Origin of the sequence: Corynebacterium segmentosum (assembly GCF_900637825.1) — a bacterium.
In the GTDB taxonomy this organism is placed as follows: Bacteria; Actinomycetota; Actinomycetes; order Mycobacteriales; family Mycobacteriaceae; genus Corynebacterium; species Corynebacterium accolens.
This window is the reverse complement of record NZ_LR134408.1, coordinates 168773-192634: the sequence shown is the minus strand read 5'-3', so window position 1 is coordinate 192634 and position 23862 is coordinate 168773. Positions and strand designations below refer to the sequence as shown.

General features: G+C 63.6%; 20 protein-coding genes, 1 tRNA gene and 1 other RNA gene. 11 read left to right on the top strand and 11 right to left on the bottom strand.

The window, feature by feature from the left end:
* Positions 1–6 precede the first annotated feature (6 nt).
* The gene (locus tag EL217_RS00970; RefSeq protein ID WP_126318059.1) at positions 7–1365 is read left to right on the top strand and encodes a hypothetical protein; all 1359 of its coding nucleotides are present in this window, start codon (positions 7–9) and stop codon (positions 1363–1365) included.
* 128 nt (positions 1366–1493) lie between these two features.
* Here EL217_RS00970 and EL217_RS00965 read toward each other — a convergent pair whose 3' ends face one another.
* Both EL217_RS00965 and EL217_RS00960 read right to left on the bottom strand, forming a co-directional pair.
* Positions 1494–2525, bottom strand: coding sequence for an aspartate-semialdehyde dehydrogenase (locus EL217_RS00965; protein ID WP_126318057.1), 1032 nt, complete (start codon positions 2523–2525; stop codon positions 1494–1496).
* A 25-nt stretch (positions 2526–2550) separates the two neighbouring features.
* The gene (locus tag EL217_RS00960; RefSeq protein ID WP_023029986.1) at positions 2551–3816 is read right to left on the bottom strand and encodes an aspartate kinase; all 1266 of its coding nucleotides are present in this window, start codon (positions 3814–3816) and stop codon (positions 2551–2553) included.
* A gap of 240 nt (positions 3817–4056) precedes the next feature.
* On the opposite strand from EL217_RS00960, the gene EL217_RS00955 reads away from it, so the two are divergent.
* Positions 4057–4899 carry a DMT family transporter gene (locus EL217_RS00955; RefSeq protein ID WP_034653341.1) on the top strand — a complete coding sequence of 281 codons (843 nt, stop codon included), beginning with the start codon at positions 4057–4059 and terminating at the stop codon, positions 4897–4899.
* On the opposite strand, the gene EL217_RS00950 is transcribed toward EL217_RS00955, so the two are convergent.
* Entirely contained in the window at positions 4896–6002 is a 1107-nt protein-coding gene (locus EL217_RS00950) for a hypothetical protein (RefSeq protein ID WP_232018337.1), read from the bottom strand. The genes EL217_RS00955 and EL217_RS00950 overlap by 4 nt on opposite strands.
* Positions 6003–6236: 234 nt before the next feature.
* Here EL217_RS00950 and leuA point away from each other — a divergent pair, with 234 nt between their 5' ends.
* The 6 genes from leuA (at position 6237) to EL217_RS00920 (ending at position 13765) form a co-directional block, all read left to right on the top strand.
* Positions 6237–8054, top strand: a complete 1818-nt coding sequence (gene leuA / locus EL217_RS00945) for a 2-isopropylmalate synthase (RefSeq protein WP_023029984.1) — start codon at positions 6237–6239, stop codon at positions 8052–8054.
* Positions 8055–8088: 34 nt separating this feature from the next.
* Positions 8089–8871, top strand: a complete 783-nt coding sequence (locus EL217_RS00940) for a hypothetical protein (RefSeq protein ID WP_126318055.1) — start codon at positions 8089–8091, stop codon at positions 8869–8871.
* Positions 8872–9177: 306 nt separating this feature from the next.
* A complete protein-coding gene (locus tag EL217_RS00935; protein WP_420026257.1) occupies positions 9178–10479 on the top strand; it encodes an exonuclease domain-containing protein in 1302 nt (433 codons plus the stop codon).
* A 27-nt stretch (positions 10480–10506) separates the two neighbouring features.
* Positions 10507–11784 (top strand): Mur ligase family protein, encoded by a 1278-nt coding sequence (locus tag EL217_RS00930; protein WP_126318051.1) that lies wholly within the window; start codon positions 10507–10509, stop codon positions 11782–11784.
* Positions 11777–12550: a type 1 glutamine amidotransferase gene (locus EL217_RS00925; protein WP_126318049.1), complete on the top strand. Its 774-nt coding sequence runs from the start codon at positions 11777–11779 to the stop codon at positions 12548–12550. The genes EL217_RS00930 and EL217_RS00925 overlap by 8 nt, the downstream gene beginning before the upstream one ends.
* A 114-nt stretch (positions 12551–12664) precedes the next feature.
* A complete protein-coding gene (locus EL217_RS00920; protein ID WP_126318047.1) occupies positions 12665–13765 on the top strand; it encodes an HNH endonuclease signature motif containing protein in 1101 nt (366 codons plus the stop codon).
* A 63-nt stretch (positions 13766–13828) separates the two neighbouring features.
* Here the strand turns inward: EL217_RS00920 and EL217_RS00915 are convergent, their stop codons facing one another.
* From EL217_RS00915 to ffs, 6 genes are all read right to left on the bottom strand, one after another.
* The gene (locus tag EL217_RS00915; RefSeq protein WP_023029977.1) at positions 13829–14485 is read right to left on the bottom strand and encodes a recombination mediator RecR; all 657 of its coding nucleotides are present in this window, start codon (positions 14483–14485) and stop codon (positions 13829–13831) included.
* Positions 14486–14557: 72 nt separating this feature from the next.
* Positions 14558–14923: a YbaB/EbfC family nucleoid-associated protein gene (locus EL217_RS00910; RefSeq protein ID WP_023024999.1), complete on the bottom strand. Its 366-nt coding sequence runs from the start codon at positions 14921–14923 to the stop codon at positions 14558–14560.
* Between the two features lie 56 nt (positions 14924–14979).
* Positions 14980–17685 carry a DNA polymerase III subunit gamma and tau gene (locus EL217_RS00905; RefSeq protein WP_126318045.1) on the bottom strand — a complete coding sequence of 902 codons (2706 nt, stop codon included), beginning with the start codon at positions 17683–17685 and terminating at the stop codon, positions 14980–14982.
* An 18-nt stretch (positions 17686–17703) separates the two neighbouring features.
* Complete coding sequence (locus EL217_RS00900) at positions 17704–18228, bottom strand: suppressor of fused domain protein (protein ID WP_126318043.1); 525 nt, start codon at positions 18226–18228, stop codon at positions 17704–17706.
* Between the two features lie 22 nt (positions 18229–18250).
* The gene (locus EL217_RS00895; RefSeq protein ID WP_126318041.1) at positions 18251–19522 is read right to left on the bottom strand and encodes an aminotransferase class I/II-fold pyridoxal phosphate-dependent enzyme; all 1272 of its coding nucleotides are present in this window, start codon (positions 19520–19522) and stop codon (positions 18251–18253) included.
* Positions 19523–19586: 64 nt separating this feature from the next.
* Positions 19587–19683: signal recognition particle sRNA small type (gene ffs, locus EL217_RS00890), an RNA gene on the bottom strand.
* A gap of 209 nt (positions 19684–19892) precedes the next feature.
* On the opposite strand from ffs, the gene EL217_RS00885 reads away from it, so the two are divergent.
* The 3 genes from EL217_RS00885 to EL217_RS00875 all read left to right on the top strand — a co-directional run bounded on the left by EL217_RS00885 (position 19893) and on the right by EL217_RS00875 (position 21925).
* Positions 19893–19981 (top strand) — tRNA-Ser (locus EL217_RS00885).
* A gap of 128 nt (positions 19982–20109) precedes the next feature.
* Complete coding sequence (locus EL217_RS00880) at positions 20110–21651, top strand: molybdopterin-dependent oxidoreductase (protein WP_126318039.1); 1542 nt, start codon at positions 20110–20112, stop codon at positions 21649–21651.
* Positions 21652–21676: 25 nt separating this feature from the next.
* Positions 21677–21925, top strand: a complete 249-nt coding sequence (locus tag EL217_RS00875) for a hypothetical protein (protein ID WP_126318037.1) — start codon at positions 21677–21679, stop codon at positions 21923–21925.
* Here the strand turns inward: EL217_RS00875 and EL217_RS00870 are convergent.
* Together EL217_RS00870 and EL217_RS00865 are read right to left on the bottom strand one after the other, a co-directional pair.
* Entirely contained in the window at positions 21922–22257 is a 336-nt protein-coding gene (locus EL217_RS00870) for a hypothetical protein (protein ID WP_005276440.1), read from the bottom strand. The genes EL217_RS00875 and EL217_RS00870 overlap by 4 nt on opposite strands.
* A gap of 3 nt (positions 22258–22260) precedes the next feature.
* Complete coding sequence (locus tag EL217_RS00865) at positions 22261–23853, bottom strand: cation:proton antiporter (protein ID WP_126318035.1); 1593 nt, start codon at positions 23851–23853, stop codon at positions 22261–22263.
* Positions 23854–23862 lie beyond the last annotated feature (9 nt).

Here is a 23862-nt window from a genome sequence, read left to right as displayed (position 1 = left end):
CCCCTCATGATTAAACGCGCAATCGGAATTTCCATGGCGTTTATTGGCGTCGTGGTGGGCGCAGGCTTTGCCTCGGGCCAAGAAGCCATGCAGTACTTCGTAGCTTTCGGTGAATGGGGCCTGTGGGGCATCGCCCTCGCCGCCGCCCTCATGATGGTCACCGGCGTGTCCATCCTGCAGCTGGGCTCCTATTTCCAGGCGGTGGAACACACCGCTGTCTACAACAAGATCGCTTCACCAGTCACCGCCAAGATCTTGGACTGGTCCACGCTGATTACGCTGTTTTCCATCGGCTTCGTCATGTTCGCCGGTGGTGGCTCCAATATCAACCAGCAATTCCCCAGCATCCCCGTGTGGGTCGGCGGCACCGTCATGCTGATCCTCGTGCTGCTGGTGGGCCTTATGGATGTGGACCGCGTTACCCGCGTCATCGGTACCATCACCCCGTTCATCATCGTCTTCGTGGTACTGGCCACCGGCTACACCATCCTTACGGCCGATGTGGACTTCGCATCCCTGAATACCTGGGCCATCGATAACGTCAATACCTCGCTGCCTAACTGGTGGCTCTCCGCCCTGAACTACACCGGCCTGAACGTCATGACGGCCGTATCCATGTCCATCGTCATCGGCGGTAACTTCCTGGATAACCGCGCCGTGGGCATCGGTGGCCTCATCGGTGGTTTCCTCTACCTCATCCTGCTGGCCCTGCTCGTCTTCGCCCTCTTCTTCGAGGCCAAGGACGTCAACGGCGAGGACATGCCGGTCCTGAAGCTGATTACGGGCATCCACCCAGTTCTTGGCATCTTGATGACCTTCGTCATCTACGGCATGGTCTTTAACACTGCCATCGGTATGTTCTACGCGCTGGGCAAGCGCCTGACCCGCAATAACCCACAGCGCTTCTACCCCGTATACGCCGCATCCTGCATCATCGGCTTCATCCTGTCCTTCATCGGCTTCCAGTCCCTAGTCAGCAACGTCTACCCCATCCTGGGTTACCTCGGCCTACTGATGATTTTCGTGATGGTTTATAACCGCATTAAAAACCGCGGCATGCTTGCCGATGAATCCGATCGCCGCATGCGTGCCCACGATCTCGTCGCCCGCAAGCTCGACCCTCGCGAGCGCTTTACCAAGAAGAATGAGCGCGAGTTGCGCATGCTAGCCGCAGCATCCAATATGGGGACGCAGGAATTTATCGATCACCTCGCCGAGGATATCCACGAGGAGCTCGAAGAGGACGATGAACTCGATTACGACCGTTCAGCGCCCGCGCCTTCCGTCACCTACGTCCAGCACACGAAGCCGGAAGTACCTTCCGTTGATAGTGACTTGGACTTTGGCAAGAAAGACGAAGACTAAGGTTTAAGCGCCACTAAATACAATTCGGCTCCTCCTTCCCGCGGTGGGAAGCGAGGAGCCGATTTTTCATATTGCAAAGCGCCGGGCAAGGCTTCGCAGCTCTTGCCCGGCGCGGTGGTACCTTGCGGCTATACCAACAGTTCTGCGATCTGAATGGTATTAAGCGCAGCGCCCTTGCGCAGGTTATCGCCGGAGACGACGAGCACGAGGCCTTTATTGTCATCTACCGTCTGATCCTGGCGGATGCGCCCGACCAAGGAATCGTCCTTGCCGGCGGCAGCGAGGGGGGTGGGGACATCGGCAAGCGTCACGCCTGGGGCATCGCCCAGAAGCTCGGTGGCCTGCTCCGGGGTGATGGGCTTGTCGAACTCCGCGTGGATGGTCAGGGTGTGGCCGGTAAAGACGGGGATGCGCACACAGGTGCCGGCGACCTTGAGGTCCGGCAGGCCGAGAATCTTGCGGGATTCATTGCGCAGCTTCTGCTCTTCGTTGGTCTCATTGCTGCCGTCATCGACGAGGTTGCCGGCAAAGGGCAGCGCGTTATAGGCGATGGGCGCAACGAAGGGCCCCAGGTCCTCATCATCGAGGGCAGAACCATCGTGGACCAGGTTCACGTTGTGATCGCCCACGCTGTAGACCTGCGCGGCGAGTGTCTGCACGCCGGCCAGGCCGGAGCCGGATACCGCCTGGTAGGACGATACGTGCAGCTTATTGAGGCCGGCGGCATCGTGCAGGACCTTCAGCACCGGCATGGCGGCCATGGTGGTGCAGTTCGGGTTGGCGATGATGCCCTTCGGCGTGTTCTTCGCCTCCTCAGGGTTTACCTCCGATACCACGAGCGGGACCTCCGGGTCCTTGCGGTAGGCCGAAGAATTATCCACCACGGTAGCGCCCGCGGCAGCGAAGACCGGGGCCCACTTCTCAGAGGTGGACCCGCCCGCGGAAAATACCGCGATATCGACATCGGCCACGGATTCTTCGGTGACCTCGGCCAAGTCCTCCACTTCGATCTGCTCGCCGCGGAATTCCAGCTCGGTTCCTGCGGAGCGGGCGGAGGCGAAAAAGCGCACCTTATCCGCCGGGAAATTGCGTTCTTCCAAAATGGAGCGCATCACGCGGCCGACCTGGCCGGTGGCGCCGACGACTGCAACGGTAGTCATTGTCTTCCCCTTGATTTGTTCTGGTTTAGCGTCCGGTTCCAGCATAGACGGTGGCTTCTTCCTCGCCGCCGAGCTGGAATTTATCGTGCAGGGCGCGCGCCGCCTTTTCTAGGTCCGCCTCGCGCGTCAGCATGGAGATGCGGATTTCGGAGGTGGAAATAAGCTCCATATTCACTCCCACATCGCGCAGGGCCTCGGTAAAGTCCGCCGTCACGCCTGGGTGGGACTTCATGCCGGCGCCGACGAGGGAGACCTTGCCCACCTGGTCATCGTAAAGCACATTGGACCAGCCGCCCTCGGACTGCAGCTTGCTCAATAGCTCCATCGCGCGGGGGCCATCGGCGCGCGGGCAGGTGAAGGTGATGTCGGTGGTGCCGTCCTCCAAGGAGGAGACGTTTTGCAGCACCATGTCGATATTGATCTCCGCATCGGCGATGACGCGGAAAAGCTTCGCGGCCTCGCCCGGGCGATCTGGGATGCCCAGCACGGTTACCTTCGCCTCGGATTTATCAGTTGCTACACCAGTAAGTACTGCTTCTTCCACGGGGATATCCTCCATCGAGCCGGTCACCAACGTGCCGGGGTCATTTGAATAAGACGAGCGAACTCGCAACGGAACATTGAAAGCGCGGGCGTATTCCACGCTGCGCAGGACCAGAATCTTGGATCCTACGGCGGCCATTTCCAGCATCTCTTCAAAAGAGAGCTTTTCTAGCTTTTGCGCATCCGGAACAATGCGCGGATCGGCGGTATAGACGCCATCGACATCGGAGTAGATTTCGCACACATCCGCTTTAAGCGCCGCGGCCAAGGCCACCGCGGTGGTATCGGACCCGCCGCGGCCCAGCGTGGTCACATCGCGCGAGTCCTTATTCACGCCCTGGAAGCCGGCGACGATGCAGATCTGTCCTTCCTCTAGGGCCTCGGTCAGGCGGCCGGGGGTGACGTCAACGATGCGCGCATTGCCGTGGCGCTCGGTCGTCAGCACGCCCGCCTGGGAGCCGGTAAAGGACTGGGCCTTCGCACCCAGGGACTCCACCGCCATGGCCACGAGCGCATTCGAGATGCGCTCGCCCGCGGTAAGGAGCATATCCATTTCGCGTTGCGGGGGAACGGGATTGACTTGCGCTGCAAGGTCAAGCAGCTCATCGGTGGTATCCCCCATAGCGGAGCACACCACGACGACATCATTGCCCTGCTTTTTAGTGGCCACAATCCGCTCCGCTACCGCGCGGATGCGATCTGCGGATTCGAGGGAGGAGCCGCCGTATTTTTGAACGATCAGGGCCACGGTGTGGTTGCCACCTTTCGTTTTAAAAGGCACTCCTGGGCGCAGGCGCGCCACAGAAATACCTGTCGGACACTAGTCAAATTCCTATGCTACCCCGCAAGGCGCTACACCTCATCATAATTCCGAAACAATACTTTTATTTTATTCACACCCACCCCCGTGCATGCGCGAGGCGGCGGGGCGGGGGCGGCATCGATAAGCAAAATGCATCTCCGTCACTTTTTTACTAGCGTTGAGCGGGTGTTAAGCAACTTCCTGGCCGTATTCTTCGCGCTCGCCTCCGCGCTTACGGTTGCTTGGGGCACGGTCGTTCGCCACCGCATCGCCCTTGAAGCAGACGATTCAGTCATGCGCTCCGCCATGACCAACCCACTGTGGTGGGTCGGCACCGGCGCGGCCATACTCGCCTACGGCCTCCAGGTCGTCGCCCTGGGCTTTGGTACCTTGCTGGTGGTCCAGCCCATTTTGGTGCTCTCGCTCATGTTTACCCTGCCGCTTTCGGCCTGGTATGCCAAGCGCCCCATGCCCGTGCACGAGACCTTCTGGTCCATCGCGCTCACGGTGGCGGTCGGCGTGATGGTGGTCTACGGCCGCCCCGTTGCCGGCAATCCCCGGCCCGAGTGGAGCCAGTGGTGGCCCGCGCTGCTATTGGGCCTGGCCACCCTGGTCGCGTTGGGCGTGGCCGGCCATAAATTCCGCGAGCAGCGCCCGCTTGCCCTGGGCACTGCCTGCGGCGTCATCTATGGCTTCGTCGCGCTGCTCTCTAAGGCCGTGGTGGACATCTTCACCCACGAGGGCTTGAGCGTCTTGGTGGGCAGCTGGCAGTTCTACGGCCTCATCGGCCTCGCCCTGACCGGCACCGTCGTGCAGCAATACTCCTTTAACGCCGGCCCGCTGGCGCAGTCGCTGCCGGCCATGACCATCTTCGAGCCCATCGTCGCCTTCGGCTTGGGCTATATGGTCTTGGGCGAGAAATTCCTCATCGATTCCACCGCCGGCTGGCTCGTCATGATGGCCGCGCTCGGCGTCATGATCGCCGCGACCATCATTTTGTCGCGCAACCCGGTCAGCCAGCGCAGCTAGATGGCCCACTCGAATACGGCCAGCATATAGGCCGAAAACCAGGCGCCGAAGAGCACCCAGGCACCCACGCTTGCCGATGCCCCCTTCTTGCCCACCCACGGCACCAAAACCACCGCTGCGGGCAGTAAGAGGCGGGGACGGGAGTGCATGATGCCATCGGAAAGCAGCACATTAGCCATCAGCACCGCAGCAAACAGCCAGGCCGGCAGCGGGAGGCGTCCCCAGGCCAACAGCAGGCAGATGGGGGCGGCGATGATTACCGCGGCGCTGAGCAGGTACCCACCATTCGTGGCATTAGACAGCGTATCCGCCACCCAGGACACCGTCGCCCGGCCGCCGTCGAAACCGGAATTCCAGTGCTTTTCCTGCAGGCCAAAGTAGCCGCCGGCGCCGGATAAATGGCGATTGGCCCACAAGATATAGCCGGCTAGGGGCAACGCCGATACCGCCACGCTCAGCCAAGCCCACCAGGTGCGCCACGCCTTAAAGAGCACCATAAGCGCGAAAACCACGATGAGATCCACCGCTGTCAGGCGGACGAAAGAGGCAAGAAAAATCAGCGCCCCGGCCGCAATCCAGCGCTGATCGTGCAGCATCACCACTGCCCAGATCGCGAGCGCGCCGAAGAGCGCCTCCGTATAAGGCATGGCAAAAACGATGCTCATGGGCGCGCTGGTAACCACCGCCGCGCCGAGCACCTGGCCGCGCGTGCCCAGCCCCATCTGCCTAGCCAGCGCCATAACGCCCGCCGCCAAGGCGATGGTGAAAAAGAGGTTGAGGACCATCGCCGTGCCCGCAATATCCGTACCCAGCAGGTTGCTGACTGCGCGCACCACCAGCGGGAAGCCGGGAAAGAATGCGAGGGTCGTTTCTTCCGCTGGGGCACCATCCGCCCCGGCATAACCCGCGCGGGCGATGTCGACGTAGTAGTGGGCGTCCCATTTATTCAACAGCCCCCACAGGGAATCGCCTTGCGCCGCGGCCATCGCCGCGAGCACGCTGAGGCGAATCGCCGTGCCTACAACCGCCACGAGCGCGGCATAAAACCAGCAGCGCAGCGTGGACATCGCTGTAGGGCGGCGGGTGTTAGGAGCGATAGGCACACCAGCATGGTACGCCACGGGCCCGCGCGTCCCGTTGAATGAAATATGTTGCCACGCAGTGAGATTCTCTGTAGTGTGACCGGTATGACATTGCGGTACGACCTACTCCTTATCTGCCGCGGCGGGATTTCGGCCTAAACCTACGGCCAGCGCCCCGTCGCGGAGTCTGGCAATCCTTAGCCCAGCTGGCCGTCGCACTTCCCGACACCAAACACATTAAGGACACCGCACCCCATGTCTCCCAACGATTCCTTCATCAGCGCACCCCGCGAAATCACCACCCCTGCAGGCCCTCCCCGCGAGGGACAGCCCGCCTGGAATAAGCAGCGCGGCTCCTCCATGCCGTTCGAGCGCTACCAACCCTTCTCCGTCGAGGTCGAGGACATCGACCTGCCGGACCGCACCTGGCCGGGCAAGAAGATCACCCACGCCCCGCAGTGGTGCGCCGTGGACCTGCGCGATGGCAACCAGGCGCTGATCGATCCCATGAGCCCCGAGCGCAAGCACCGCATGTTCGACCTGCTGGTACAGATGGGCTACAAGGAAATCGAGGTGGGCTTCCCGTCCGCCTCCCAGACGGACTTCAACTTCGTCCGCGAAATCATCGAAGGCGATAAGATTCCAGAGGACGTCACCATCCAGGTCCTCGTCCAAGCCCGCGAGCACCTGATCCGCCGCACCTTCGAGGCCTGCGCCGGCGCCAAGAACGTCATCGTGCACTTTTATAACTCCACCTCGAAGCTGCAGCGCCGCGTGGTCTTCCGCAAGGACAAGCCGGCCATCAAGAAGCTGGCTACCGATGCCGCCGAGCTCATCAAATCCATCGCCGCCGACTACCCCGATACCAACTGGCGCTGGGAGTACTCCCCTGAGTCCTTTACCGGCACCGAGCTGGATTTCGCCCGCGAGGTCTGCGATGACGTGGTCGCCATCATGGATCCGAGCCCCGAGAACCCGATGATCATCAATCTGCCGTCCACGGTGGAGATGATTTCGCCGAATGTCTACGCCGATTCCATCGAGTGGATGGACCGCAACCTGGCCCGGCGCGATTCCATCTTGATTTCGCTGCACCCCCACAATGACCGCGGCGAGGGCGTTGCCGCCGCCGAGCTGGGCTATATGGCCGGCGCCGACCGCATCGAGGGTTGCCTGTTTGGCAATGGCGAGCGCACCGGCAACGTGGATCTGGTGACCTTGGGCCTGAACATGCTCACCCAGGGCGTTGACCCCCAGATCGACTTCACCGATCTGCCCAAGATCCGCGAGACCGTGGAGTATTGCAACCAGCTGCGCGTTCCCGAGCGCCACCCCTACGGCGGTGAACTGGTCTTTACCGCGTTCTCTGGCTCGCACCAGGATGCCATCAATAAGGGCCTGGACGCGCTGGCCGCAACGGTGCGCCCGGAGGCCAATTCCACCGACGTCAGCTGGGAAGAGCTGCGCGATGCCATCTGGGAGGTTCCCTACCTGCCCATCGACCCGAAGGACGTGGGCCGCGATTACCAGGCCGTTATCCGCGTCAACTCCCAGTCCGGCAAGGGTGGCGTCGCCTACATCATGAAGACCGACCACGGCATCAATATGCCGCGCGCCATGCAGGCGGAGTTTTCCACCGTCGTGCAGGAAATCACCGATACCGAAGGCGGCGAGGTCAATTCCAAGAATATGTGGGACATCTTCGCCACCGAATTCCTGGACCGCACCACCCCGCTGCAGCTGGAATCGTTTGAGATCGACAATATTTCCGCCGAAGATACCGATGCCACCGTCACCGCCACCGTGACCTACAACGGCAAGGAATCCGAGGTCACCGGCACCGGCAACGGCCCCATCGCCGCCTACGCCAATGCGCTGGAGTCCTTGGGCATCGACTTCGATGTCATCGATTACTCCCAGCAATCGCGCTCGGCCGGCGATGATGCCGAGGCCGCCTGCTACATTGCCGCCGACGTCAACCAGAACAAGGTCTGGGGCGCGGGCATCGCCGCTTCCACGACCCGCGCCTCCATCAACGCGATTACCTCCGCAGTAAACCGCGCGTTGGCCTAACGCGGACGCAGCCGGGCATGGTAGAAGATCGACTATGCCTTCTTCTACCTACCTCATCCCCCACCGCGGCCTCGGCGCGGTGCAGGCCTTGCCCATTCACGGCGCATCGGTGAAGGGCACGGAGGAATTTACCGTCACCCTGGCTCCCGGCCAGGAGGGCGGTTTAAGCGTGGAAACCCAAGAACAGATAGGCACCATTAGCGCCGCGGACCGCGCGGAATACCCCGAGATCGACCTGCTTTTTCGCGCCGGTCTCACCCCGGCCGCCACGGCCCAGCCGCATGCCGATGGCCACGTCACCCTCCTGCTTCCCCGCCCCGGACTCTGCCTGCCGGCGAATAATCCGCCCGGCGGCCCCTATACGATGCTGGGTTACGCCCCGCCCATCGATATCACCGATCTCCCCACGGATCTCGACATCCCGGCCCAGGCCCGGATGCACGTGCTGGTCAACCTCGTGCCCTCCGCCAACACCGTCGACGTCTTCTTCGGCCCTAAATTCCTCACCACACTGTCCCCGGGTCCCTCGCTGCCCCCGCTTGCCGATGCCCCCATCCTCGCCCACGCCTACCACGCCCCGCGCGGCAACGATCGTGTGCTGAGCATCTACGCCGGCGACCCGCTTCCCGCCTCCAACGAGGACTCGGTGGCCGTGGCCACCCCGACCACGCAGGCGGCGACCGAGACCTTCGAAACCAGCAGCTTTCGCGCCGTCACCGCCACCCCGGAGCCCACGCGCCACACCGGGTGGTGGGTCACGGCCATAGCCCTAGTCGCCGTCGTGGCGCTGGTGACCGTATTCATCGTCGCGGTTTAGTGTCCACTAAACCGGATTAGGCAACGAAAAGGCCCGGCGCGCCCTGTCCCGCCACAGGAATTCCGGGATACTAGACTTAGGTTGATGAATAACACACCTGGCCCCTCCCCACGGTCGCCGCAGGCTCCTTCGCCGGCGACCATGGCGTCCCAGCATGCGGCTAGGACCCACGCCCAGGCGTCCCCTCACTCCGCAGCCGACTCCACCAACCCTGCCCAGCCGGAGACCAAAGCTGCGGCACAGCAGCGCAAGCCGGGCCCCAACTCCCAAAGCGAATCCAGCACCAGCGTCCCCAACAGCACAGGTATGGCCAAACCAGGCCCGCGCCGGCCTCGGCCGCGTCGCGCCGTCCGTCCCTCCGGCGGTCCTGCAACGCCGAAAACTCCAGCCGGCCCAACCGCTTCGTCTGCCCCGACCGAATCAACCGGATCAACCTCCGCATCCAGCGCGGACAACGCCGCGCAAAAGCAGCCGGAAAAAGCCGAGACCGTCACCAAGCACCCCTACGTGGCCCTCACGCTGCAGACCACGGGCATCCACCCCTCGACCGGGCGCATAGTCACCATCGATGCGGTGGCCTTCGATAATGCCGGCGATATTGGCCAGCGCTTCCACGCCGTGCTCAAGCCGGATATCGACGCCGGCCCGCACCACCTCCACGGGCTGACCGTCGCGGATATCGAACAGGCCCCTGCTTTTAGCAGGATCCTCAAATCGCTGGATAAGCTTATCGATGGCCGCACCCTCGTCGTCCACGATATCCCCTATACCTGGGGCTTTATCGTCGCCGAGGCCCGCCGCGCCATGATGACCGCCGCCCGCCAAAATCGCGCGCGCAACCGCGGTCGCAATAAGGGCAAGCGACGCCGCCAAAAGGTGGGCCACATGCCCGCCCCCGTGCGCATCATCGATACCTTGGCCACCTCGTATGCGCAAGGCGTGCGGTCGAATGATGTGCGGCTGAGGGGCGTCGCTAAGCAGAATGGCCTGGATGCCGATCCGAAGGCAACGGTGGAACGCGCCCGGCGCCCGGAGCAGGAAACCTCGCGCGAGGAGACGGAGCTGCTCATCCAGCTCTACCAGCACCAACAACGCGGCCCGGTGCGCAGCTATGCCCCAGACGATGTCCGCGCCGACCGCTTTGGCCTGCAGCGCTCGCACGTGCGCGTCGATGCGGCCGAAGCCCCCGTGCAGCACCACAACCCCGGCAAGTACGAGCCCGGCAAGGAGCTGCGCCGCGGCATGGAAATCGTCGTGACCCCCGAAATCCTGGAGGACCCGGACACGATTATCTCCGCCCTCATGCGCGAAGAGCTGAACTATTCGGAAAAGCTCACCCGCGAGGCATCGCTTGTCGTGTGCAATGTCACCACGGATCTCGTGGGCAAAGCCATGCACGCCCAACGCAAGGGCATCCCGCTGATGTCTGATGCCGCGTTTCTCGATGCCCTCACCCGCATCGAAGACCCCACCACTGCGCGGCGCCAGCCCCCGCAGAAGAGCGGTGGAAATAACCAGAGCAAGAGCCAGAAGCGGCGGCGCAGGCGCGGCGGGCGCGGCCGGGGGCGGCGAAATTCTGGCGGCTCGGCGCCCAAGAACAACGCCTAGGCCGCTTCCCCGACTACCCTAGGGGGCATGAGTTTTTCAGTCCCGGGTGCCTTGAAGAAGTTGCGCACCACCGCCGCGACATCCGCCGCGAAGCTGGCCACCACCGCTTCCCGCGCCACCGGCCGGGGCGCCGGCGGAATGATCGGCGGCCTTATCGCCAATGCCATTGATCCCTCCATCATGACCAACCTGGGCGGCGGGCGCCCGACCGTGCTGGTCACCGGCACCAACGGCAAGTCCACCACCACCCGCATGCTCGCCGCCGCGGTCCGCGCAGAGCACCGCGTCGCCACCAACGACGGCGGCGATAACATGGACGCCGGCATCATCTCCGCGCTCATGGCGGGCAAGGACGCCTCGCACCTGGTCCTCGAGGTCGACGAGCTGCACGTGCCGCACGTTGCCGATAACCTCAACCCGCAGGCGCTCGTCCTGCTCAACCTCACCCGCGATCAGCTCGACCGTGTCGGCGAGATCAACAAGATCGAACGCGCCCTCCGCGGCGCCGTGGAGGCCCACCCGGACATGCTGGTCATCGCCAATTGCGATGACGTGCTCATGACCTCGGTGGCCTATGACGCCAAGAACGTCATTTGGGTCTCCGCCGGCGCCGGCTGGCTCGGCGATTCCGTCACCTGCCCGCGCACCGGCGGCCACGTCGTGCGCACCGAGGATGACTGGTACGCGGTCAAGCCGCTTGCCGATGGCCGCGAGTTCCGCCGCCCGCAGCCGACGTGGGGCATCGATAAGCATGGCGTTATCACCCCCACCGCGAAGCGCCCGCTGAACCTCGCGTTGCCGGGCCGCGCCAATCGCGGCAACGCGGCACAGGCCATCGCCGCGGCCGTCGAGGGCTTCGGCGTGGACTTGGACCGCGCAATTGCCGCGGCAGAAAGCATCGATGACGTCGCCGGCCGGTATTCCACCATCCACTGGAAGGGCCGCGAGATTCGCCTGCTGCTGGCCAAGAACCCCGCCGGCTGGCAAGAGGCCCTGTCCATGGTGGACCGCAGCGCCGATGGGCTGGTCATCGCCACGAACGGGCAGGTTGCCGATGGTATCGACATGTCCTGGCTCTGGGACGTAAAATTCGAGGGCTTTAACGGTCTCAGCGTCAAGGCCGCCGGCGAGCGCGGCACCGACCTTGCCGTCCGCCTCGTCTACGCGGATATCACCCACGAGCTCATCCCGGACCCCATGGATGCGCTCGCCGCCTGCCCCGAGGGCCGCATCGAGGTCCTTGCCAATTACACCGCCTTCCGCGATCTGAAAAAGGCCCTGTCCAAGGAGGCTAATAATGCTTAATATCGGCCTAGTGCTTCCCGATGTCCTCGGCACCTACGGCGATGACGGCAACGCCCTCGTGCTGCGCCAACGCGCCCGCATGCGCGGCCTCGACGCCGAGATTCACCCCATCCGGCTGGGCGAACCCGTGCCCGAGACGCTGGATATTTATACCATTGGCGGCGGCGAAGACACCGCGCAGATTCTTGCCGCAGAACACCTCATTGCCGATGGCGGCCTGACCCGCGCCGCCACGTCCGGCCGCCCCATCTTGGCCATTTGCGCCGGCTTGCAGGTCCTGGGCGAGTCCTTCCGCGCTTCCGGCCGGGTTATCGATGGCGTCGGGCTTATCGATGCCACCACCGCCGGCATGCAAGACCGCGCCATCGGCGAGGTGTCTTCCACCCCTACCGGCGCCGGCGTGACCGCAGATCTCACCGAGCCGCTCACCGGCTTCGAAAATCACTTGGGCGCGACCATCCTCGGTCCGTCCGCTCGCCCGCTGGGAATCCTCACCCGCGGTAACGGCAACGCCGACCAAGCTGCCACCGCAGACCTCGCCGATGGCTCCACCCAACGCACCTACGAAGGCGCCGTGCAGGGCAGCGTCATCGCCACCTATATGCACGGCCCGGCGCTTGCCCGGAACCCACAGCTCGCGGATCTGCTCCTCGCCCGAGCCATGGGCGTCTCGCTCGCGGATCTCGATCCGCTGGATATCCCCGCCGTCGACCGCCTGCGCACCGAGCGCTTCAACGCCACCGAACCGCCGCGCTCCCAGCGCTAAACCTGTGGATAACTTCGCCAATTCTCGGCCCTCACAACCAAAAAGAGCCTAGTTATCCACAGGCCGGGCGCGGCCGCCTTGTAGCTCCCAGTCCCCAACCCTAGGCTGCGGGGCATGACGTTATTGGAGCAGCTGGGGGACATCGCCAAGCGCGGCGTAGACCTGATTGAAGAGGCCTACGCTGCCGCTGACCTGCCCCTGCCTGCGGACCAAGCGAGCGAGCTGCGCCGCACCGCCGAGGCTTTCCTCGCGCCCACCAGCCACTCGCGCTATCAACGCCGCGCCCTGGCCGCCGCGCGCCGCAACCAGCACAGCCTGGGCACGCTCGCGCTCATCGCGCGCCGCTCCCGGCGGGTGAAGAATCCCACCGAGCGCTGGCGCTTCCGCGAAACGCTGTGCGCCACCGCCGGGACCACCGCCGAAGTGTCCCGCGCCGCCACCCGCCTGCTACGCGACATCGCCCCGCCGCCCGAGCGCGAAGACGGCGGGCGCCGCATCCTGCACAGCGAGAAAACCACGCTGAGCTTTACCGGCCCCGCCGCCGAAATGGCCGATATCTGGGCCACCGCGAAGGGCGATCCCCTCGCCTGGCTCACCGGTTCCCGCGCCGTCGCGCCGGCCAGCGTGACCACCAATGTCATCATCGAGCTGCCGGATTACCTGAAGATCCTGCGCGGCGAGGGCTCAGAGGTTCTCCTCGCGATGACCAACGGCGCCACCATCACCGGCGCCGACCTTATCCGCCGCACGCTCGCCGGCGCCGGGCTTTTCACCCTCATCCACCCCGAGGAAGGCCCCGTAAATCTCTACCGCGCCCGCCACGCCTCCGCCAAGCAGCGCCGCATGCTCGAGGCCGAAGGCGCGCGCTGCGCCTGGCCCTCTTGCAGGCGCCCCGCCGCCGAATGCCAAGCCCACCACATCTTCGAATACGCCCGCGGCGGCCACACCCACCCGGCGAATATGTGCCTTTTGTGCCCGTACCACAATTCGATCAACGGCCTTCCGGGGCGCGGGCGGATGGCGCGCGTCAACGGGCGCATCGCCTGGCTGCCGCCGCATCCCCGCCACGCGGACCGGCCAGCCGACCCGCCGAATTCAGCTGCACCGTCGCACTCTGCCTCACCGCCTGACTCGGCGTCGCCACCGGAGTCGAATGCGCCTCCCCCAGTCTTCACCGGCCGCGCGCCACGCGGGCCCACCGCCGCCGTGCCTTAAACCGCAAGAAACCAAATGTCCCGGGCCGTTGCCGAACGGCACCGCGGTCGGTGCTGCGGACGCCTAGATGGTCAAGCGCCCCGAGAGCGCACGGGACAAGGTCAGCTCGTCCACGAACTCCAAATCGCCTCCGAGCGGCATGCCGGAGGCCAATCTGGTGATCTTTAAATCGGGAAAGTCCCGCAATAACCGCACCAGGTACGCCGCGGTGGCCTCGCCCTCCGTATTTGGGTCGGTGGCGAGGATGACTTCGCGGATGGTGGGGGTGTCGTCGTAAAGCGGGGCCTCTGGCGTGGAATCCGCCAATTCCCTATCCGGCAGCACCCCGCCCAGCCGTTGGAGGAGCGTGGAAATATTCAAATCCTTCGGCCCAACATTGGCCAGCGGGTCCAGCGCACCGCCGAGGACGTGGTAGCGGCCCTCGTACTCACCCGTACGCTCGATGACCTGGATGTCCTTCGGCTCCTCCACGACGCAAATGGTCGAGGCGTCGCGCTGCGAATTGATGCAAATCCGGCACACATCCTCGCGCGAAATATTGCAACAGATGCGGCAGAAAGTAACGCCGTCGCGCACCCCGCCTAAGGCATTTTGCAGGCGCTCGATATCCTCCGGTTCCATGTGCAACACATGAAACGCGATACGCTGCGCCGACTTCGGGCCGATGCCCGGCAGGCGCGAAAACTCATCAATGAGGTCCTGCAGAGGTCCTTCAAACACCACAACTCCCAAAATTACGTCAAGGCCGCGGCCCCGCTATCGGGGCAACGGCCTTTTAAGAATATCGCGCGGTTAGAAGCCGCCGAACATGTCATCCATCGACGGTCCACCCTGGCCGCCCATGCCCTGCGAGAGGGGACCAATCTTTTCCTGTGCCAGCTTGCCCGCAGCGGCGTGGGCATCCTTAAACGCGCCCATCACCAGGTCCTGCAGCGTATCGATGTCCTCCGGGTCAACCACGGACTTATCAATCTGCAGGTCTACCAGCTCGGCGCCACCGGTCATGGTCACCTTAACCAGACCATTGCCCGCGCTGCCCTCAACGTTGGTGGCCAGGATTTCTTCCTGCGCCTTCTGCAGCTCGGCCTGCACCTGCGCGGCCTGCGCGATGAGGTCATTCATGTCGTTGGGTTGTGGGGTGGAATCTTGTTCAGCCATAGCTTTCGTCCTTTCTCAATAGCTTTGCTACCGCCCGAGTCTACCGTGCCACAGTCCTAGACACGGCGAGCGCCTAGTTCCTTTTCCACGAGTTCTATCGCTATCTCGGTCGCGCTGCGATGGTCCATTTCGCCTGCGGACTGCGCGGCTTCGACCATGTCGCGTTCTTCATCATCGCGGGTATAGGCCGGCGGTTCTTCCGGCGGCGGCTCGTCCGCGGGGCCCTCCGGCTCAGGCGGCAGCGGCACCCCGTTGCTAAATTGCGGCGTGCGCGCGAATTCGTCGTCGCGCTGCTTCGCCACCTCAGTAGCCTTGGCGATGCGCGAGCGCCAACCAGGCTTACTCTCCGCCTCCTTATCGTCGCTGGGCTCCCGCTCGGGCGCGTTGGGGTTCCATTCGGGTTTAGCTTGCGGGGCCCGCGGCGCATCGAAACCGGCGGTCTTCGGGTCCGTGCCCACCACGCAATTGACCTCAATATCGCGTTGGAATTCCTCCCGCAGCACGTCCACAATGACGGAATTATTCGCCGGCGCATTGATGCGTTCTGCCAGCGCACCGGTGGTATGCCCCAGCGTCAGCGTATTATCGCGGAATCCGAGCACGCGGGCTTCGGCAAGCATGATTTCAGCAACCTTATTCCGCTTGCCGACGCTCCCCCTCAGCTCCACCCATTTCCGCTTCACTGCCTCCACGAAGTCACCGTCATCGCCGCTTGCCGATGCCCCCTGGCCCTGCCCCTCCGACTGCACTGTCGCCTGCGCTGCCTGGGTCTGGCTCTGCCCCTCCGACTGTGCTGTCGCCGCTGGCACCGGTTTCTCCAATGGTTCCCCTTGGCCGTTGCCGCGGGCTGGGGCATTCTGCGGAACCTGGCGCTCCTGGCCCCATGGATCCGCGCCATCGTCAGTTTTTACGTCGTCGCCTGCTCCAGCAGGCGAAGCGTCCTTTTCAGGCACATCGCTAGACTGCGAATCCGTGGACTGCTGCTCAGGCCGCCCAGCCCAATCAGCCTGCGCCGATTGCGCATGCTCCGCGCTCGGTTGTTCTTGGGACAACTCAGATCGTCCCTGATTCTCAGCCCCTGTCGACTCCGTTTGCGCTGGCTGTTCATGTTGCGCCGCCGGTGCTGGCTGCGCAGACTGCTCAGCCGGGGTGGCCTGCGCCGACTGCGCAGGACCCTCATGCTCGCCACGCGATTGCTGCGCCGTTGCCTCCGGTTGAGACGATGGTGACGGTGATGTTGCTTGCCCCGACTGTGCCTCGGTGCCAGCGGCCGCTTGATTTGATTGTTGTGCAGGCACCTCTGAGCCAGTAGGGCCCGTGGCGGCCTGGTTTTGTCGTTGCTGTGGCTCCGCCGGTGCGGTGGAGCCCGGAGCAGGCTGGTTTTGCTGGGCCTGGGACTTTGCGCGGCGCCGCGCGATGATGGCGGCCGCTGCCGACTGCGGGTCTTGGGCCCCCGAAAAGGCGGGGCCGTTTCCCGCAGAGGGTGCCGCCTGGCCCGATTGTCCTGGCTGCCCTGACTGCGCTGCCTGCGCCGATTGTGCCCCTTGGCCGGCCTGGTTGGGCTGGCTTGCCTGTGCGGATTGCGGGGCGCCGCTGGGTTGGGCGGCCTGAGGCAATTGGCCTGGCTGGCTCGCGGCGCCCAGAGCTGCACCCGGCGCCGCGCCGGACGAGGTACCGATGAGCAGGTGTGCGCACATGATTTCGAGCAGCAGACGCGGCGAGGTGGCCCCGGTCAGATCGCTGATGCGGTCATTGACGGTGGAGGCAAGATAAGTCAACTGCGGGCCGGAAAAACGCTGCGCTTGGGCGGTGAGCACCTCGGCGCGGTCGGTAGGCGCGGAAACCAGGCCGGCATCGATGGCGCCCGGCACTGCCTGCAGGATCATCAGGTCGCGCAAGCGGTCGAGCAGATCCACCGCAAAGCGGCGTGGGTCGTGGCCGGCCTCGATGACGTTGTCGATCTGCGCGAAGAGGCCGGCCTTGTCGTTTTCGGCAAGGGTGGCGATGGTGTCATCGAGAAGCGTGACGTCCGTAACGCCCAGCAGCGGGCGCGCGAGGTCATAGGTCAAGCCATCGGGGCCCGCACCGGCCAAAAGCTGGTCCAGTAGCGACAAGGTATCGCGCGGGGAGCCACCGCCGGCCTCAATGACCATGGGATAGACGGCGTCTTCAACCTGCACGCCCTCGGAAGCCACGGTCTTTTGCAGCAGCCCCTTCATCGCGGGCGGGGTAAGCAGGCGGAAGGGATAGTGGTGCGTCCGGGAGCGAATGGTGCCGATGATCTTTTCCGGCTCCGTCGTCGCAAAGATGAAAATCACGTGCTCCGGCGGCTCTTCAACCACCTTGAGCAACGCATTGGCGCCGGACGGGGAAATCATGTGCGCCTCGTCGATGATGAAGATGCGATAGCGCGATTCCGCCGGCGCATAGTAGGCGCGGTCGCGCAGCTCGCGCATGTCCTCCACGCCATTGTGCGAGGCGGCGTCGAGCTCCGTCACGTCCAGGTTGCCCGGGCCGCCGGGCGCAAGCGACACGCACGAATCGCACTTGCCGCACGGCGTCGACGTGGGCCCGTGCTCGCAGTTGAGCGAGCGGGCCATAATCCGCGCCGAAGACGTCTTACCGCAGCCGCGCGGGCCGGAAAAGAGGTAGGCGTGGTTGATGCGCCCCGCGTCGAGGGCGGCAGATAGCGGCGTGGTGACCTGCTCTTGTCCCACGACCTCGGCAAACGTTGCTGGACGGTATTTCCGGTATAAAGCCACGGTTAGCCAGTTTACCGGCTAACCCTCGCGCGACCAGTCCAGCAGGTCAATGCCCTGCTCGGCCACGGCCTGCTGCAGCTTGCCGACGCCCTCTTCCACCCCAAACGCATATTCCGCATCCGTCAGCATGACCAGCTGCAGCACGAGCGTCAGGCGGTCATCCTCGCGGTATTGCGGCGTCTGCCCGCCCCAGAGGTACGGGGCGATGAGCAGCCCGTGGTGCACGGACGGCTCGCCGGGGAGATCAAGAAGCGATGGTAGCAAGACGCCGGGTTGCGCGGGCAAGAGGCCGCCCGCCTTCTCCAGCTTCGCGGCGGCAGCCCCCACTGCAGCGGCGACTTCGGGCTGGCCCACGCGCGCTACAGTGACGAGTTCGCAGCGCACATCCAGGCCTTCGGCATCGCTGCGCAGGCCGGTATCGACGTCGTTGAAGGTGGTGGTGAGGGCCAGGGATTGGGCATCGGCAAGCGTGGCTAAACCCAGCCTGCGCCCGTCGACGTACCGGAACTCCAGCGGAGCCGGGATGACCTCGCTGAGCCACACTGCGGATTCGTCGGCGTTGATTTTAGCCCTCCGCCTTTTCGATGGCCGCCAGGAGCACGCAGGTGGCAACGCCGTCGATGGCTTCCTCGATTTCCTCCTGCGGCGGCAGCGACACCGCAAGGCGGATATTGCGGTCATTCTCATCGCGTCCGTGCGGGTAGGCCGCGCCCGCCTTGGTGAGCACGATGCCGGCGTCCTTGGCCAGTTCCCACACGCGGGTGGCGGTGCCGTCGACGACGTCCATGGAGATGAAGTAGCCGCCCGCTGGGTCGGTCCATTCCGCCACGCCGTACTCGCCCAGGCGCTCATCCAGGATGCGGCGCGCGGCGGCGAACTTCGGCGCCAGCAGCTCGGCGTGGCGGCGCATCAGCTCGCGCACGCCGTCCGCGGAGCCGAAGAACTCGGCGTGGGCGAACTGGTTAATCTTGTTCGGCCCAATGCCGCGGATGCCCGCGTGCTCCAAGTACCAGTCGAGGTTCTCTGCCGAGGACCCGAAAAAGCTCACGCCAGAGCCCGCGAAGGTGACCTTGGAGCTCGAGGACATGGCCCAGAAGCGGTTGGGGTGCCCGCCCTGCTTGGCGATGTCCAGAACCGGCAAGACTTCCGGAAACTCCTCTGTCAGCGTGTGTACTGCATAGGCGTTATCCCACACGATGCGGAAATCAGGCGCCGCGGTGTCCATTTCTGCCAGGCGGCGGGTCTTTTCCTCCGAGATAAGTACGCCGGTGGGGTTGGAGAACATGGGGATGAGCCACATGCCCTTGACCTGTGGGTCCTGGGCGAGCTTAGCGATGGCCTCGACATCCGGGCCGTCGTCTTCCATCGGCACCGTCACCAGCTCGAAGCCAAAGAGCTCCGTGATGGCAAAGTGCCGGTCATAGCCGGGGATCGGGCAGATCCACTTGACGGTTTCTTCCTCGCTCCACGGGCGCGGCGAATCATTGGTGCCGAAGGTATAGGACCAAGAAATTAGGTCGAACATGATGTTGAGCGAGGAGCTATCGCCTGCCAGCAGGAGCTCTGGGTCAATATTGATTAACTCGCCCCACAGCTCGCGCAGCTTCTTGACGCCCCTCAGGTTGCCGTAGTTGCGCAGGTCAGCACCTTCAGCATCGGTATAGTTTCCCTCACCCGGCAGCAACAACAGCGCATTGGAGAGATCGAGCTGCGCCTTCGAAGGCTTGCCACGGGTCAAATCCAGCTTGAGGCCCTTTGCCTTCAGTCCCGCATATTCTTCGCGGACTTTCGCGGCAAGTTCTGCCAAGGCGGACGATTCCAGAGTGAGAAGCGACATTAGTATGTCTTACCTTCCATAGTGTGGTGCGACGTTTAGCCACCAATACTAACGCACCCTGCACAAAAAAGGGACCCCGCGCACCCGTCAGAGCCTCCTGACCCTTGCTGCATTCCTGCCCTGGGGGAGTTCAGAGGATGGACGCCACGCGGAATCCTGTCTTTACCTTAACGCCCACGGCCCGCATAAGCCAAATACACCGCCGCCCGACATCGCTTGGGGCGAGGCGGAAGGCTGTGGGGGCATCGGCAAGCGGCAGCAGTTCGGTGAGCGCCGGGTCCTGCCCTACCGAAACCCAATAATTGCCCAAAAATCGGTACTGACCAGGCGATTGGCATTCTAATTGCCACGGCTGCTAATGTTTCTTCTCGGAGGATTCGACTAGCGGCCTATGTCACACGCCTGGAACGCGTGCGGGGTTCACGCCCCTCGTGGGTTCAAATCCCACATCCTCCGCCACTGGAAATCCCGGCTCGAAAGAGTCGGGATTTTCACATATCTACAGCCTGCTTGTTTAATCCGTGAAAACCCGTCAAAATAGAGATAGTTCCTTTCCCCATAAACTATCTCACTAGGACGCTCTCCCTATGGACTATGTCTTGGCTCTCGGCGAAAACCCCGATTTTCCTTTGTGGCTTCGCGCGACACACCTCATCAACTTTGTACTCATCGGCATGCTCTTGCGCTCCGGGCTGGAAATGCTTTCTTCCATGCCGCGCCTGTGGTGGCGCAATGACTGCGCCCCTGGCACCGAATGGCTGCGATTTACCAAGCGCAAGCTGCCCAAGGAAGAGGGCGTATATACCTCTTTGATGGACGAGCTTTCGTGGTCGCCGCTGGTGACCCTGCCGGGCCGCGAAAACGTGGGCCTCGGCCGCCACTGGCACGGCCTATCGGTCATGCTGTGGGTCCTCAACGGGCTGGTATATGTCGTGCTGCTCTTTGCCACTGGCTTGTGGCAGCGCATCATCCCCACGTCCTGGGATATCTTCCCGGAGGCTTGGGACACCTTCAAGGTCTATATCAGCCTTAGCGCGCCTGGCATCGAGCACTTCACGCCCTACGATGCCCTCCAGCAGCTTGCCTACGCCTTCGTCATCTTCATCGTCGCACCCTTCATGATGGTCACCGGCCTGGGCATGTCTCCGGCCATCCGCGTGCGTTTCCCGTGGTTCGTGAAGATGCTGGGCGGCCACCAGGGCGCACGGTCGCTGCACTTTATCGGCATGGTCTTGATGTCCGCGTTCATCCTGGTCCACGTGGTGCTGGTCTTCTTCGTGCACCGCGAGCACAACATGGTCCACATCGTCTTCGGTGACGTCTCCACCGAACGCTATATGCAGGCTTTTACCACCGTAGTCATCACCATCGTGGCGGTCATCATCTTCTGGATTGCCCTGTCCTATTGGACCTTGGCGGACCGCGCCCGGGCGCATAATTTCTTGGTCTCGTTCACCGAAATCGGCCGCAAGCTTTCGCTGAATCACTTCCACCCGCGCAAGCCCAAGGAAACCAAGGACTCGCCGCTTCCCATTTCCTCCTTCCACTGGACCAACGGCCTGCCGCCGACGGAGAAGGAGTCCCCGGAGTGGACCGAGTACAAGCGCAATGGCTGGGAGGACTACGCCATTACCGTGGCTGATGATGTCAACGGCACCGAAAAGACCGTCACCCTTGAACAGTTGCGGGAGCTGCCGCAGACGTCCTACATCGCCACGCATACCTGCATGCAGGGATGGTCTGCGACCTCCAAGTGGGGAGGGCCCAAGCTTGCCGATGTCCTCGAGCTACTCTGCCCCCGCCCCGAAGGCGCCAACTACGTGCTCATCGAGTCCTATGGCTTGGCGCAAAAGATGTACGATAACCGCCCGCGCGAGCCTTTCTACGCGGCCTTCGATATCGAGACCGCCATGGAAGATCAGTCCATTTTGGCGATTTCGCGCAATGACCAGGACATCGATCTGCACTTGGGCGCCCCAGTGCGCGCCCGCGTGGAGTCGAACCACGGGTATAAGGCCGTGAAGTGGGTATCGCGGATTGCCTGGATTGGTGATTACGCCGACTACGGCGATGGCCGCGGCGGCACCCGCGAGGATTCCGCGCTCCAGGCCTTCAACGGCCGCATCTAGCATCGAAGGATTAGAATCTGTTTCTATGACTGATAAATCTTCCGTCACCGAAACCCGCATCGCCATCGAAGGCGTCCGCAACGACAACGACGTGCGCAAGTGCCTGCAAAAGCTCTACGGCATCTTTGCCGATACGGGAATGGGCCAAGCCACCTTCGAGATGACCGGGGAGGCCTCCGCGGATGTCGTCATCAAGCACTCCGAGTCCGTCACGGTGGACCCAGAGGTCATCGATGCGGCGGTGCGCAAGGCGGGGCCGTACCGCCTGGCCTAGTCGATGCGCGGTGGCTCGTAGCCGTCCTCTTTAAGCCACGCGATATGCGGTGGGGTATTCATGCCCCACTCGCTGCGCGCCCAGGCAAAGGTCTGGCGCACCTCGGCCTCGGAATAACCGCCATCGCGCAGGTACTGCCGGAAGCCATTCGGCCCGGAATCCTTGATCCAGAGCCAGACGTAGTCGTCGAGGGAGTCATCGGCAAGCAAGCTTTCTAGGCCCGCCGGAACGAACTCGCGCTCGGCGCGCACGCGGTCCGCCAAGTCCTCATCGAGGAAATCGTAGAGGTAGTCCATCGCGTCCTCGAGCTCGGCATAGTGTTGTGGATCCATGGGCTAAATCTCCCGGTGCTTAGTGCCGATGACCATGCGGTCGATCTCTTCCAGTATCTCATCCACGATGGCCGGATTGAAGGCCCGATCCTTGCGCAGAACTAGGAGCTCGCTCTGCGCGGCATTGAGCGCGGTGCGGCGGGCCTCCAGCGCGACACGGCGGGCCTCCTCGGCGCGCTGCTTGCGCTCGTCGTTATTCTCAGCGGGGTTTTCGCCATCGCCCAGGCGGTCCTCGAACCACTGGATGACGTTGGCGGAAATTTCCGGATCGACCGTTTCGGCCTCGCCGGTGGCATCGTCCTCGGGGCGGAATTGCGATAGCGCATCGATGCTGGCGGCGCGCGCCCGCGAAACCACCGCGGCGCGCATCTTATCGTTGGCGGCCTGCGAGGCCTCGGTGAGATCGAGCTGCCTCATCAACCACGGCAGCAGCAGGCCGGGCAGCACCATGGTGACCAGCAGGACGGTCAGGGCGATAACGGCCAGCTCGTGGTGGAAGGCGAAGACGCCGGTGGGAATGGACAAAACCAGCGCCAAGGTCACCAGGCCGCGCATGCCGGACCAGGTCATCAGCAGCACCTCCTGCATCCGCAGCGGGGCAACGTGCGGGCGCCCGCGCGAGACGTTGAGGCGGTAGTAGAAGAACATCCACACAAAACGCACCACGAAGGCCACCAGCGAAAGGATCACGCCGACCATGACGGAGTGCCACAAATCCGAGCCGACCTCCGCGATGGCGGTATTAACCGTCAGCCCGATAAGGCCAAAGGCGACGCCGGTAAACAGCAGCTCCATGGTCTCCCAGAAAGACTGGCCGGAAAGCCGGTCCTCGGCCTGGATATCAGCGCGCGAGTTGAGCTCGACGGCGGCGATGACCACGGCGATAACGCCAGAGGCCTCCAGCTCCTCGGCCACGAGGAAGGTGGCAAAAGGAACCACCCAGGTCAAAGCGTTGCGCGCGACCACATCGTGGACGTGGGTAATAAACAGCGCCGTCAGCCGCCCGATGAGCCAGCCAATGGCAAGCGCGACGACGGACGAATAAAGGAAGCTCAGCACGCCGCTGCCAAAGGAAATATCCCCGCCCTGGGTCACGGCGGCGAGCGCAAGGTGGAAGGCGACGATGGAGGCGGCATCGTTAAACAGCCCCTCCGTTTGCAGGGTGGTGATGATGCGGCGCGGGATGCCGGCGGGCTCGGCCACCGCATCCACGGCCACGGGGTCCGGCGGGGCGATGGCCGCGCCGATGAGGATGGCGGCGGCGATGCTAATTCCCGGCAGGAATGCGTAGGCGGTCGCGCCCACGGCGAGGGTGGTGGCGACGACAAGCAGCACGGACAGGCTCAGGATGGTCACCCACTGCCCGCGAATCACGCCCCAGGACGTGCGCCGCGCCAGCGCCCACAACAGCGGCGGCAAGAAGATGGGAAGGATGAGCTCGGTAGGGATGTCGAATTGCGGCAGCCCCGGTACGAAAACGGCGCAGGCGGTAATAATCGTCAGCAGCGCGGGCCAAGGCAAACCGACCCTATCGCCGATCGCAACGACGAAGACGGTCAGCAGCATGAGCCCGATAAGAACCAGTAAAACTTCCATGGGCTCGAT